Consider the following 13,105-nt stretch of genomic DNA (forward strand, 5'->3'; position numbering starts at 1 on the left):
GCCTGGTCAGAACGACCCATTGTTTGCTGAAAAGCTAATGGGTGGAAGGCGTCGTCTCCTGTAGCACACCCTCGTCGACCAGGCGCTCGATTTCCCCCTCGTCGAGGCCGAGCAGCTCGCGGGCGATCCGGCGGGTGTGCTCGCCGAGCATCGGCGCGGGGCGCAGCTCGACGTCCGGGATGTTCCGGAAGTGCGCGGGGGTGTTCTCGCTGGGCATCGGCCGCGGGATCAGCGGGTGCCGCGCGGTGCGGAACGCCCCGCGCGCCCGGAGGTGCTCGTCGTCCAGCAGCTCCGTGAGCCGCAGCATCATCCCGGCCGGCACGCCCGCCGCCTGGAACTCGGACGCCGCGACGCGGGGCGGGCGCAGGCGGGTCCACGCCGCGATCAGCTCGTCGATCTCCTCCGAGCGGGCGAGGCGGTCCTGCGTGGTCGCGAACCGCGGGTCCGCGGCGAGGGACGGGCCACCGATCACCGCGGCGAGCCGGTGCCAGTCCGCGGAGTCCCGCACGTCGACGACGACCCACTCGTCGTCACCGCCGCACGGGTACACGCCCCGCGGCGCGTGCCGCTGCGAGCCCTCGGCCCGGCCGAGCGACGCCGCGGCGTACAGGTCGGGATTCTGGCCGAGGATGACCTCGGCCTGGGCGACGCTCACGGTCCCGCCACGGCCGGTGCTGCGCCGCCGGACGAGCAGAGCCAGGACGCCGATCGCCGCGACCCGGGCCGCGACGTGGTCCGGGTAGATCGTCGACGCGTCGGCGAAGCCGCCCGAATCACCGGCGAAGCCGCCCGGGTCGTCGGAGGTGTCGTCCCGCCACAGCAGGCTGATACCGGTCGCGGCGCGCACGAGGGGGCCGTAGCCGAGCCAGTCGCCCCACGGGCCGTCCGCCCCGAAGGCGCTGGAATCGGCCACCACCAGCCGCGGGTTGACCCGGTGCAGCTCGGCCACACCGAGCCCCAGCTTCTCCATCGTCCCCGGCTTGAAGTTCGACAGCACGACGTCGGACTGCCGCGCGAGCTCCAGGAACAGCGCCCGGCCACGCGGGTGGCGCAGGTCCAGCCCCAGGCTCGCCTTGTTGCGGTTGCCCCAGGCGAAGACGGGGCTGATCGGCTCCACGGTGAGCGACTGCCGCGAGCCGTCGGGGAACGCCGCGCTCTCGATCTTGATCACCTCGGCCCCCATGTCGGCCAGGAGCCGCCCACTCTCCCCACCCACGACGATCACGCCGAGATCGAGCACCCGGAGTCCGTCGAGCGGCCGGCGCGACGCGGGAGGCGCAGGAGGCGCAGGGGGCTCGGTGGTGCCGGCCGCATCGGGTCCCGCCACCGCCGCCGGACGATCACCGGGGGCCCCGCTGTCCGGCGGCTCACCCGCCGGCTCAGCCGCCGGTTCAGCCGCCGACTCACCGGCCCGCGGTGCCGGTGTGCGCAGGCCGGCCCGGTGGCCGTCGATCCCGAGCAGACAGTCCGGGACGAGCATCTCCCCCTCCGGCGTGGCGACGCCGGTGAACGTGCGGCGGGCGGCGAAGTGGTCCGCGCGCAGGACCCCGGTGAGGTCGAGCACCGCCGCCGCGGGAATCCCCAGCCGCTGGAGCTCGGCCGCGACCTCGTCGCGTTTCCGGTTGGCGAGCAGGCGACCGATCTCGGGATGCAGGACGTCCGCGACGGCGAAGCGCCGGGACATGTCCGCCAGCTCCGGGTCCGCGAACCGGGCGGGACGGCCCATCCACTCGAACACGGCCCGCCACTGCCGGGGCTTGAGGATGCACAGCCGGACGTAGCCGTCCGCGCAGCGGAACACCGGATAGAGATGGCCGGCGGCCGGGCGGCCCCGGGGGCCGTCGGAGGTGGGGATGCCGCTCGTCGCGGAACCCGCCATCCCGTAGCCGGGGTCGATGACCTGGACGGTGGTCTCGAAGACCGACACCTCCACGTCGTCGCCGACACCGGTGACCAGCCGGTTGTGGTGGGCGAGCAGCGCCGACCACGCCGCGACCAGCGCCGAGGACTCCGTGGGCAGGGCGGCCGGTGGGAGCAGCGGTGGCCGGCCGGGCAACCCCGAGCGGGAGAGGAAGCCGGCGAGCGCGGCGTGCACGGCATCGGTGCCGGCCCAGTCCCGGTAGGGCCCGGACCGGCCGAACTCGGTGACGGAGACGACGACGAGCGCGGGAAACCGGCGCCGGAACTCACCCGCGTCGAGGCCCAGACTGTCCGGGAGCGACTCGGTGAGCCCCTCGATGACGATGTCGCTCCTCGCGAGCAGGCCCAGTAACCGCTCGCGGCCGCCGGCCGCCGCGAGATCGAGCGCCAGGGCGCGCTTGTTGAAGTTGTGCGTCTCGTGCCGGACGTCCGTACCGGGCGCCCGACCAGGAGCGTCGAGGGTTCCGGCCGGCTCGACCCGGACGACGTCGGCGCCGAGGTCGCCGAGCACCCGCGAGGCGAGCTCCGCGCCGCCGCGGCACAGGTCGACGACCCGGACGCCGGCCAAGGGCAGCTCGGCGCCGCCGCCCGACAGCCCCGTCACGGTCGCTGCCCCGTCCGGTCGGGCGGGGACCCGGCGCTGCTCTCCGGGGCGAAGCACGGCAGGGCGCCGCCCTCGCAGTCGAGGAACCGCACCCGGACCGGCAGGCCGACGGCCACCTGGTCCGGATCACAGTCCACGATGTTGGTCAGCATCGTCCACTCGCCGTCGACCTCGACGGTGGCGAGGACGAACGGGGTCGCGAAGTCCGGGGACAGCGCCCGGTGCACGACCGTGTGGGCCACGACCCGGCCCGTCCCGGTGCTCTCCACGTAGTGCCAGCCGGGCTCGCCGCATCCCGGACACAGGCGTTCGGGGGGGAAGTACCGGATCCCGCAACCGCCGCAACAGGGGACGAGCAGGCGATGCTTCGCTGCGGCGGACCAGAACTCGACGGAGAGCTCGGAGGGCGTGGGTGTCGATCGTGTCATTTCAGGCCTTCCCCAGGACGACGACCTCGTAGTGCCGGGTGCCGGACCCGGCGTTCGCCACGACGGCGACCTCGGCCCCCGGCACCTGGTGGACCGCCGTGCCGCGGATCTGCCGGACCGCCTCGGCCACCTTCAGCGTCATGTGCTGGGTTCCGTTCCAGGAGTAGGACAGGCAGCCACCCTCGGGGTTGGTCGGGTACCGGCCGTCGAGGGCGATGTGCCCGTCGTCGACGAACGCCCCGCCCTCCCCCTCGTCGCACAGCCCGATCACCTCGAGCTGCCTGAGGAGCTCGAACGAGTTGGGGTCGTAGAGGGCGAGCACGTCGGCGTCCCGCGCTGTGACGCCCGCGGCCCCGAACGCCCGCTGCGCCGCGGCGGCGCCCAGCCGGCCCACCGTCCGGTAGTCCAGCGGCGGCATGCCGTGGTTCCCGGCGAACTCCATCCCGGCCCCGAGCACGGCGACCGGCTGGTGGGGCAGATCGCGCGCCCGTTCCAGCGAGGTGAGCACGACGGCTCCGCCGCCCTCACCGGTGATGCACACATCGAGCAGGTGGAACGGCGTCGCCACCAGGGGCGAGGCCAGGATGTCGTCGACCGTGTACGGGCCCTTCCCGTACATCATCGCCTCGGGATTCGACGAGCCGTTGTTCCGGATCGTGGCGGCGACGGTCGCCAGCTGCTCCGGGGTGGTCCCGAACCGGCGGATGTACCCCTGGGCGACCAGGGCGAACAGGGGAATGGAGTAGGCGCCCCAGACGTCGACGAACTCGACCTCCGCCACCGCCACGCCCACCGGCCCGCGGCCGCCGAACCTGCCCGACAACCCACCGCCGACGACGGCGACGTCGCACAGGCCCGCGGCGATCGCGGCAGCGGCCTTCATCACGCCGCGGGCACCGGCCGTGTCGAGCATCCCCTCGCCGACCCAGTTGAGTGACCGCCCCAGCGAGCGCGACCACGAGGCGCTCTCGTCGACCGTCCCGCCGGGGCCGGGCCAGTCCGCGGCGACCCCGTCGACGTCCGCGGGCCGCAGGCCGGCGTCGGCGATCGCGCCGAAGACGGCCTCCTGCGCGAGATCGAGCGCGGTGCGGTGCGGCAGCCGGCGCGCCTGTTCGGTGGCGTGCAGCCCGACGATCGCGACGTCACGCAGTGCCATCTGAGCCCGCCTCCTCGCGGCCGAGCCACTCCCGGGCCCGCGTGTAATGACTCATCTCGCGTTCGACCAGGAGCGCCGTCGCGTGCGCGAGCTCAGTGCCGCTCGACGCGAGGTGGATGCTGCCCTCGACGGTCCATTTCCCGCCGTCCTTCCCGGCGAGCCAGGCCCGCGCGGTCAGCGGCCGGTTGATCGGAACCGGCTTGCGGTAGGTGACGCTCAGCGCCCCCGTCACCGCGAGCTGCTCCATCTGCACGGCGAGGTGGCCCACGATCTCGACGAACACGCCCGAGATCCAGCCCCCGTGCGCCACGCCCGGGCCGCCCTCGTGCTCCGGGCCGCAGCGCAGGCGGTAGTGGGCCGACCCGTCCGCGGCCAGCGTCTCTTCTTCCATCCCCATCCGGCAGCGCCCGAGCTGCCGGCAGGGGGGACACAGGACGGCAAACAGGTCGTCGCCGACCGGTTTCCAGTTCGGTTCGGTGCCGTTCGGCTGCTCTGTCAACGTGACCGCCCTACCACTCGACCGGGAGCGACTCCGGGGCCCGCACGAGCAGGCCGGACTTCCATGGCAGTTCCTCGACCGGCACGCCCAGCCGCAGCGAGGGGAACCGGCGCAGCAACGCGGCCAACGCGACCTGCAGCTCCATCCGGCCCAGCTGGGCTCCGAGGCAGTAGTGCGTGCCGTACCCGAAGGCCAGGTGATGGTTGGGGTGACGAGTGAAGTCCAGTTCGTCCGGGTGATCGAAGACGGCCTCGTCGCGGTTCGCGGACTGCGCGAACACGATCACGGCCTCGCCGGCCGACACCGTGACGTCGCCCAGCCGGACGTCCTCGGTGGCCACCCGGGGGTTGTTGCCGCCGGTGGACAGCTGGACGTGTCGCAGCAGCTCCTCCACCGCGCCGGGTATCAGCTCGGGCCGCGCACGCAGCGCCTCCCAGTGCCCGGGCTCGGTGAGCAGCACGTAGATGAAGTTGGACAGCTCACTCGCGGTGGTCTCGTGACCGGCGATCAGCAGGGTGATGCCGATGTCGATCAGCTCCTCCTCGCTGAGCCGATCCTCGTCGTCCCGCGCGGCGACCAGAGCACCCAGCAGGTCGTCCGTCGGGTGCGCCCGGCGGAGGGCCACCAGCTCGGCGAGGTAGCCCGCGAGCCTCGCCCGGGCGTCGACGACCTGTTCCTCGGTGTAGGCGGTCGTCGACAGCATGACGTCGGCGAACTCACGGAACCGGTGCTGATCTTCCGGCGGCACGCCGAGCATCTCGCAGATCAGCGTGACCGGCAGCGGCAGGGCGAAGCCCCGAACGAGATCGGCGGGCGGCCCCGATCGCTCGATCTGCTCCAGGTGTGCCTCGACGATCTCCTGGGCACGAGGGCGTAACTGCTCGACGCGACGGCCGGTGAAGGCTCTGGAGATCAGCAGGCGTAACCGGGTGTGCTCCGGCGGGTCCATGCTCAGCAGCGCGGACGGCTGCGCCGGCCGCGGGGTGGTCCGTGGGACGTCCTCCCGACCGACGGCCGCGGCGCGGCTGAGTCGCGGGTCGGAGAGCGCCTGCTTCATGTCGTCATAGCGGGTGACCAGCCATCCCTCGCCGCCGTAGGGCAGCCGTACCCGGGCGACCGGCTCCTCCCGGCGGATCTTCGCCCACAGGGGATGGACTTCGAGGCCGGCCGATGGACCGAAAGGGAACCGGTGGACCTCGGTGTCGTCGGGCACGGCTTTCCTCCGTTCTCGCCGTCGCAACACAGACAGATCAGGTAAGTGGACAGGGCTCGCGGATCGTCAGGTTCGGGTCCGGGTCAGGACCCACCGGCGGCGCGCGGGAGCCGGCGACCGTCCGACTGCTCCGAGTCGTCGGTCACGAAACCGGAATCCGGGTCAAGGGAGGATTGGGCCGGGTGCACTACGCCCGGACCGGGAAGTTCACCGTGCTGAGCTGTCACCGGCGGCACGGTGCCGAGGAAATCACCCCGGCGTCCTGCCGTGGTTCACCGGCACGCAGCCACGACGCACGGCACCTTACGGAACCAGAATGCTGCCTGCTCTTTGTCAAACTCCGGCGGAAAACACGCAGCCGCCAGCAAACACCGCGCCGGCGCCCGTCAGTTCTGCGCGATCCGGAACTCGCCCACCACTGCGACCGGAGACGGAGTCGCCCTTTCCGACACCGCCTGCCGACTCGCCGAGGGCCGCCCCCTGGATGGCCGCAGCCGCCGACCAGATTATAAACGATCTTCGGACGCTAACATTGACAAGATTAGAAGCCTTATCTCGATGTGTCTACTCCCATCTCGACAGCCGGCGCGGATCCCGCGGACAGGAGCTGACCGGATGGAAGGTTGACCAGGCCGCAGGCAACCTCACCCTGGCCGCGCAGCCAGAATCGTTCCAGCAGGTCAGGAGCACTTTCCGACGATTTCACCGAGGACCGCGCGCGAGCTCACCGGCGTCGGGCGAGCGCGCAGCACGAGGGTCTCCGGCCCCGCTCGCAGTTGGCGGCCGGCCGGACTCCGAGCGGGTGAACGGGGCCTGGAACGGCGGAGCCCATCGCCACCCGACAAGCTCCGCGTACGGACCACTTTCGGAGCAACAAACAGGCCCGGGCTGGCCTGAATCTGCTTTGCGACAAGTAATGGAGCGTCCGGACGGATGATGGCCTGCGCGGCAACTAAATACAAAGACGCAGTTGACAGGCCGTAGGGGCCGGTGGGATATATCGGTACCGACGTGGCGCGACGGGAGGCGGCGCAGATGGCTCGACCGATGGAGGGCGTCCGAGTGCTGGAGGTCGCCCAATACACTTTCGTCCCCGCCTCCGGAGCGGTTCTGGCCGACTGGGGCGCGGACGTGATCAAGGTCGAACACGCCGAGTACGGCGACGCCCAACGCGGGCTGATCCGGCTGCTGGGTCTCGATGTCTCCAGCAACGGAAACGCGTTCTTTCCCATCATGGAGGCCCCCAACCGCGGCAAACGCAGCATCGGGCTCGCGCTCGAAAAGCCCGGCGCGCGCGTCGTTCTGGAGAAGCTCGTCGCGCGGGCCGACGTGTTCGTGACGAACTTCCTGCCCAGGTCACGGTCCCGACTGAAGATCGACCTCGAGGACATCAGGGCAATCAATCCCAACATCATCTATGTGCGGGGCAGCGGTTTCGGCCAGCGTGGCCCGGAGCGTGACAAGGGCGGGTACGACGGCACCGCGTTCTGGGCCCGGGGCGGCAGCGCGTCGGGCGTCACCCCACCCGGAGCCGAGCGGATGACGAAGATGCCAGCCGGCGCCTACGGCGATTCGATGGGCGGGCTGACGATCGCCGGCGGCATCGCCGCGGCCCTCTACCGGCGCGCGGCGACCGGTGAGCCCTCGGTGGTGGACGTGTCCCTGCTCGGCGTCGGAGCATGGACCACCCAGTTCTCGGTGAACCTGGCCCTGCTGGCCGGCGGACCGCTGCCGGACGTCGAGGAGCCCCGGCACGGCGCGCCGACGAACCCGCTGATCGGCGCCTTCCGGACCGCGGACGACCGGTGGCTTCAGCTGTCGATGCTCCAGCCGGGGGTGTACTGGCCGGAGTTCTGCACGGTCGTCGGGCGCCCGGAGCTCGCCGAGGACGAACGGTTCAACTCGACCGAGAAGATCATGGCGAACGCCGCGGAGGCCGCCGATCTGGTGGCCGGGATCATCGCCTCCCTGACCTACTCCGAATGGCTCAAAACCGTCGAGGGGATGAAGGGCCAGTGGGCCGTGGTCCAGGACGCCTGGGGCGTCGGCCAGGACGTTTCGCTGCGCGCCAACGGCAACATAGGAACCCTCGTCGACGCCGAGGGCAGGAACCGTGAACTCGTCGCGAACCCCGTCCAGTTCGACGAGACACCCGCAGACCTCGGCCGCGCGCCGCGCTTCGCCGAGCACACCGACGAGATCCTGCAGGAGCTGGGTTGGTCGGAGGAGGAGATGATCCAGCTGAAGATCGACGGCGTGGCAACCTGACCCGGGCCGCGGGAAAGTCCGAGGTATCACCCACCCGATCAGCACCAGGCCCCCGGCCTGCGCCCGGTCGGCGAACTCCGCGCATTCGCCCACTACTCGCCGCCTGCCGCCGAGAAACCCGCCACGCACCGCACCGTAAGCACCGATCACATGATCGGAAGAACTGCCGTCACCCATCCGACACCGAAAACTCTCCACGGAGAGGCTCACCGCAACCCACACCGGTTCCCGGGCCGTTTCAGAATGTGCCGGCAGACGCCGACGTCGATGTCGCTCCCCGCCGGCCCCTGCCCGCCGTGCGCTGTGTCCTGACCCCGCCGCCAGACAACGGGATCGCATCCAGAACACCCGGATCAGACCGGAACAAACCCATCCCCGAATCGCACCACGACTCGGCGGACTCATCGGTGGTTGACTTCCGCCTGGGCCGCGGGCCGGCGTGCCCGTGTGCCCAGAACCTGATTCCGGTGTGCCGCCGCGCGCATCACCGAATGTGTGGCGGCAGCGGTCCGCTCGCCTCAGCCCGTCAACTCGGAGCATCGCCACCTGCATATTTCTCCAGATTCCGCTTGTGAAACGGACAGGCGGTCCGTACCGTGGCCGTTCATATCGAACCGGAGGTCCGATTCGACAGATCGACCGGCCGGGGACCCGGCCGCACCGCCAGGCGGGTGCGGCCCGGCGGCCTGCGATCTCGCCACGAACCACACCGTCCCGGCCGACGGAAGTACAGATCACCTATCGCGAGACGAGGGACATCAACATGCGGAATTCGGGGATCCTGCTCGGCAGGTCGGCATGCGGACGGCAACCGCGACAGCCGGTGGGCGTGCGCTTAGCCGCGTTAGGAGCTTTAGGTGCTCTGGCCGCGAGCCTGTTCCTCGCCGGTTGCGGCGACAGCGACGACAACGGGAGCAGCGGGACGGCGGGCGACACCGGGACCGCCGCCGAAGTTCTGGGCCCGGTGGCGCAGGCAAAAGGTGACCCGGTGAAGATCGGAATCATCTCGGACGGCAAGGGCCCCGCCGCGGACCTCTCCTACGAGTTCAAGGTCTCCGAGGCGACCGTCAAATACCTCAACGAACACCGCTCCGGAATCGCGGGCCGGCCCATCGAGCTGGTGGAGTGCGAGGCGCTGGCCGACCCGGCCAAGGCCACCGACTGCGCGAACCGGATGGTCGAGGAGAACGTCGCCGCCGTCGTCGTCGGCTCGGCCGGGGCCGGGGAGCAGATCTGGGAGCCGCTGCACGCCGCGCACGTCCCGGTGATGTTCTACACCGCCAACGGCGCCGGGTCGCTGGGCGACCGCGAGTCGACCTTCGTCCTGGCCGACCAGTTCTTCCCCCTGGTGACCCTGCCGGTCAAGGTCGCCAAGGACGAGGGCGCCAAGAAGGTGACGGCCATCGCGATCGACCTGCCCATCACCAAAGGCCTCTTCCAGATCATCAGGCCTCAGCTCGAGCAGCAGGGCCTCGCGCTCGACGTCATCCTGATCCCGCCGGGCACCGCCGACATGACGCCGCAGATGCAGAGCATCATCAGCGGCGACCCCGGGATCGTGCACGTGGTCGGCAGCGACGCCTTCTGCATCAGCGCCTTCAACGGACTGCGCGCGGTCGGGTACGACGGGCCGCGCACGGCCATCGCGCACTGCGTCAGCGACGCGACCCGGGAAGCCGTACCCGGCGACTTCCTGGAAGGCATGACGATCACCGCGACCGCCCCGATCGGCTCGGACGACCCGGCGATCCGCCTCTTCAACGCCGTGGTGGAGACCTACGGCAAGGACATCGACGTCACCGAGGCCGGCGCCGCGGCCATGTACCTCACGGTCTCCGCCTTCCACTCCGCGCTCGAGGGGATCACGGGCGACATCACCCCGGCCACCGTCACGGCCAAGATCAAGGCAATGCCGGAGAAGGACCTGCCGGGCGCGACCGGACTGCGGTTCCGGTGCAACGGCAAGGCGTATCCGGCATCCCCGGCGGAATGCTCCCGAGGCGGTCTCCTGACGACCCTGGACGAGGAGGGCCGGCCCACCACGTACGAGGCGGTCGGAGTGACGCCGATCGAGGACTGAGACGACGGCCAGCCCGCTGTCACAGCCTCAACCGGGACGACGTCGGGAGATCGTCATGGATCATGTCGCCTCGCTCCTCCTCGGGCTCGGCAACGGAGGGGTGTTCGCGGCGTTGGCCGTGGCACTCGTGCTGACCTACCGCAGCTCGGGTGTCATCAACTTCGCGACCGGAGCGATCGCTTCCTACGTCGCCTACACGTACGCCTGGCTACGGGACGGCGAGCTGCTCGTGCTCGTGCCCGGCCTGCCGACGTCGGTCGGCCTCGGCAGGCCGCTGGGCTTCGCCGCGGCGGCGCCGATCGCCCTCGCGATCGGCGCGCTGCTCGGCGCGCTGCTCTACCTGCTGGTGTTCCGACAGCTGCGCGAGGCACCGCCGCTGGCCAGAGCGGTCGCCTCCCTGGGTGTTCTCCTCGTGATCCAGTCGCTGTTGGTGATCCGGGTCGGCGTGGCACCGGTGAGCGTCAAGACGATCTTCCCGGGAGAGCGCTGGCGGCTCGGCTCGTTGACCGTGCTCTCCGACCGCTTCTACCTCGCGTTGTCAGTGCTGGTGCTGACCCTCGCGCTGACCGCCGTCTACCGCTTCACCCGCTTCGGGCTGCTCACCCGGGCGACCGCCGAGTCGCAGACCGGCGCGTACGTGAGCGGCGTGAACCCCGACCGGGTGGCCCTGCTCAACTGGATGATCAGCAGCGCGGTCGCCGGCGCGGCCGGGATCCTCATCGCCCCGTTGACCCCGCTCGCGCCGGCCACCTACACCCTGTTCGTCGTTCCGGCGCTGGCCGCCACGGTCGTCGGTGGCTTCCAGCATCTGCTTCCGGCCGCCGCCGCCGGGCTTGCCATCGGCATGCTCCAGGCTGAGGCGATCGCGCTGGCCGCGGACCACTCCTGGCTGCCGCAGAGCGGGTCGGCGGAGCTGGTGCCGCTGGTGGTGATCCTGGTGGCGCTGCTGGCCACCGGACGGGGCCTGCCCGTGCGTGGCACTCTCGTCCGCCAGCCCCTCGGCCGGGCGCCCCGGCCACGTTCGCTGCTCCTGCCGACCGTCATCGGCACCCTGATCGGCGTCATCGCGCTGCTCGCCACCGACGGAACCTGGCGCAGCGCCGTCATCGGCACGTTCATCGCGGCCGTCATCGGCCTGTCCCTCGTCGTCGTCACCGGCTACGCCGGCCAGGTGTCGCTGGCCCAGCTCGCCCTCGCCGGCAGCGCCGCCTTCACCCTGTCCGGCCTCACCCGGAGCTGGCATGTGCCGTTCCCGTTCGCGCCGCTGCTGGCCGCCCTGGTCGCCACCGTCCTCGGTGTGCTCGTCGGGCTGCCCGCCCTGCGGCTGCGCGGCCTGACCCTCGGGGTCGTCACCCTCGCCCTCGCCCACGCCATCGAGGCCGTCTGGTTCCGCAACACCGACATCGTCAGCGCCAGCGGCGCCCTGGTGACCCAGCCCTCGCTGTTCGGCCTCGACCTGAGCATCGGCACCGGTCACGCGTTCCCCCGCATCCAGTTCGGTCTGCTCTGCCTGGCCGTGCTCGTCGCCACCGCGTGGGGCGTCGCCCGCCTGCGGAGAAGCGCGCTGGGGTCGGCCATGCTCGCCGTCCGCGCCAACGAGCGGTCCGCGGCCGGCATCGGCGTGAACGTCGTGCTCATCAAGGTCGTGAGCTTCGCGCTGGCGTCCTTCATCGCCGGTCTCGGCGGCAGCCTGCTCGCCTACCGGCAGAGCACGGTCACCTACGAATCGTTCACCGCGATCAGTGGCCTGACTCTGCTGTCGACGGCGTACCTCGCCGGAGTGACCTCGGTGTACGGCGGCATTCTCGCCGGTGTGACGGCCGGGACCGGCATCATCTTCATCGCCCTGGACCGGTGGGTCGACCTCGGGGACTGGTTCCCCGTCCTCTCCGGGCTCGGGGTGGTCGCCGTCGTCCTCGTCCACCCCGAGGGGGCGGCCAGCGCCGGCCACCACCTCGCCGACCGCCTGGCCCGCCTTCGCGGCGGACGGAGCCGGAGCGGCGGAAAGCCGGCACCGTCCGCGCCGGCACAGAGCGTGGCAGCGGGGGACGTGGCAGTACAGGACATGGCGGCGCAGCACGCTCCGACCGGGGGGAAGCCGGCGGCGGTCGCAATGGCGGACGCGACCTCGGAGACGGCAGCTGCCCCGGAAGCCGGCACCGCTGTGGACGCCGGCACCGCTGTGGACGCGGCGGCGGAAGGGGCGCCGGGTCTCGACGTCACCGGGCTCACCGTGCGCTACGGCGGCACGGTCGCGGTCTCGGACGTCTCGCTGGGGGTGCCAGCCGGGCGGATCGTCGGCCTGATCGGCCCAAACGGCGCGGGCAAGACCAGCGTGATCGACGCGGTCACCGGCTTCACCCGGGCTCAGGGCGAGGTGCGGTTCGGCGGGCAGCGCATCGACCAGCTGGCGCCGCACCAGCTCGTGCGGCGCGGCCTGGCCCGGACCTTCCAGTCCCTCGAGCTCTACGACGACCTCACCGTCGAGGAGAACGTCGGCGCCGCCTTGTTCGGCACCCGCGGCGAGGGGCTGCACCGTGCCCTGCACGCCGCGCTCGACCTCGTCGGCATCGGTGACCGGGCCGACCGGCCCGCCGGTGAGCTCAGCCAGGGTGAACGCCAGTTGGTCTCGATCGCCCGTGCCTGTGCCACCGGCCCCCGGATCCTCCTGCTCGACGAACCGGCCGCGGGACTCGACTCCACCGAGACCGCGTGGCTCGGCAGGCGCATCCAGGCGATCGGCCGGTCCGGCGTCGGGCTGCTGCTCGTCGACCACGACATCGCCCTCGTGCTCGGCGTCTGCGACTACATCTACGTGCTCGACTTCGGAACGGTCATCGCCGAAGGCACCCCGGCCGAGATCCGCGCCAGCCGGGCCGTCGCCGATGCCTACCTCGGCACCACCCACGACACCCCAGCGGTGATCTCGTGAGCTCG

At 71.4% G+C, this 13,105-nt stretch carries 8 protein-coding genes; 3 read left to right on the top strand and 5 right to left on the bottom strand.

Annotated features, from left to right (window positions below; genetic code table 11):
• Nucleotides 1–34 precede the first annotated feature (34 nt).
• The 5 genes from AC559T_RS08510 to AC559T_RS08530 are packed head-to-tail and all read right to left on the bottom strand — an operon-like array spanning nucleotide 35 to nucleotide 5,820.
• Nucleotides 35–2,524: a CaiB/BaiF CoA-transferase family protein gene (locus tag AC559T_RS08510; RefSeq protein WP_498868353.1), complete on the bottom strand. Its 2,490-nt coding sequence runs from the start codon at nucleotides 2,522–2,524 to the stop codon at nucleotides 35–37.
• A complete protein-coding gene (locus AC559T_RS08515) occupies nucleotides 2,521–2,952 on the bottom strand; it encodes a Zn-ribbon domain-containing OB-fold protein (RefSeq protein WP_498868354.1) in 432 nt (143 codons plus the stop codon). The genes AC559T_RS08510 and AC559T_RS08515 overlap by 4 nt, the downstream gene beginning before the upstream one ends.
• Nucleotide 2,953: 1 nt before the next feature.
• Nucleotides 2,954–4,108 (bottom strand): thiolase family protein, encoded by a 1,155-nt coding sequence (locus AC559T_RS08520; protein WP_498868355.1) that lies wholly within the window; start codon nucleotides 4,106–4,108, stop codon nucleotides 2,954–2,956.
• The gene (locus tag AC559T_RS08525) at nucleotides 4,095–4,607 is read right to left on the bottom strand and encodes a PaaI family thioesterase (protein ID WP_083391231.1); all 513 of its coding nucleotides are present in this window, start codon (nucleotides 4,605–4,607) and stop codon (nucleotides 4,095–4,097) included. The genes AC559T_RS08520 and AC559T_RS08525 overlap by 14 nt, the downstream gene beginning before the upstream one ends.
• Nucleotides 4,608–4,617: 10 nt before the next feature.
• On the bottom strand, nucleotides 4,618–5,820 hold the full coding sequence (locus AC559T_RS08530; protein ID WP_368953009.1) for a cytochrome P450: 1,203 nt from the start codon (nucleotides 5,818–5,820) through the stop codon (nucleotides 4,618–4,620).
• A gap of 1,035 nt (nucleotides 5,821–6,855) precedes the next feature.
• Here AC559T_RS08530 and AC559T_RS08535 point away from each other — a divergent pair.
• The 3 genes from AC559T_RS08535 (at nucleotide 6,856) to AC559T_RS08545 (ending at nucleotide 13,100) form a co-directional block, all read left to right on the top strand.
• A complete protein-coding gene (locus AC559T_RS08535; RefSeq protein WP_498868356.1) occupies nucleotides 6,856–8,088 on the top strand; it encodes a CaiB/BaiF CoA transferase family protein in 1,233 nt (410 codons plus the stop codon).
• A 763-nt stretch (nucleotides 8,089–8,851) separates the two neighbouring features.
• A complete protein-coding gene (locus AC559T_RS08540) occupies nucleotides 8,852–10,168 on the top strand; it encodes an ABC transporter substrate-binding protein (protein WP_498868357.1) in 1,317 nt (438 codons plus the stop codon).
• A gap of 55 nt (nucleotides 10,169–10,223) precedes the next feature.
• Nucleotides 10,224–13,100, top strand: coding sequence for an ABC transporter permease subunit (locus AC559T_RS08545; RefSeq protein ID WP_498868358.1), 2,877 nt, complete (start codon nucleotides 10,224–10,226; stop codon nucleotides 13,098–13,100).
• Nucleotides 13,101–13,105 lie beyond the last annotated feature (5 nt).

The organism is Frankia sp. Hr75.2, assembly GCF_949319125.1.
Classification (GTDB): domain Bacteria; phylum Actinomycetota; class Actinomycetes; order Frankiales; family Frankiaceae; genus Parafrankia; species Parafrankia soli.

What these genes read in the sequence shown, in the direction of transcription:
- AC559T_RS08515 (WP_498868354.1), bottom strand. Translation starts at nt 2,952, where the DNA reads ATGACACGATCGACACCCACGCCCTCCGAGCTCTCCGTCGAGTTCTGG.
- AC559T_RS08545 (WP_498868358.1), top strand. Translation starts at nt 10,224, where the DNA reads ATGGATCATGTCGCCTCGCTCCTCCTCGGGCTCGGCAACGGAGGGGTG.
- AC559T_RS08540 (WP_498868357.1), top strand. Translation starts at nt 8,852, where the DNA reads ATGCGGAATTCGGGGATCCTGCTCGGCAGGTCGGCATGCGGACGGCAA.
- AC559T_RS08520 (WP_498868355.1), bottom strand. Translation starts at nt 4,108, where the DNA reads ATGGCACTGCGTGACGTCGCGATCGTCGGGCTGCACGCCACCGAACAG.
- AC559T_RS08535 (WP_498868356.1), top strand. Translation starts at nt 6,856, where the DNA reads ATGGCTCGACCGATGGAGGGCGTCCGAGTGCTGGAGGTCGCCCAATAC.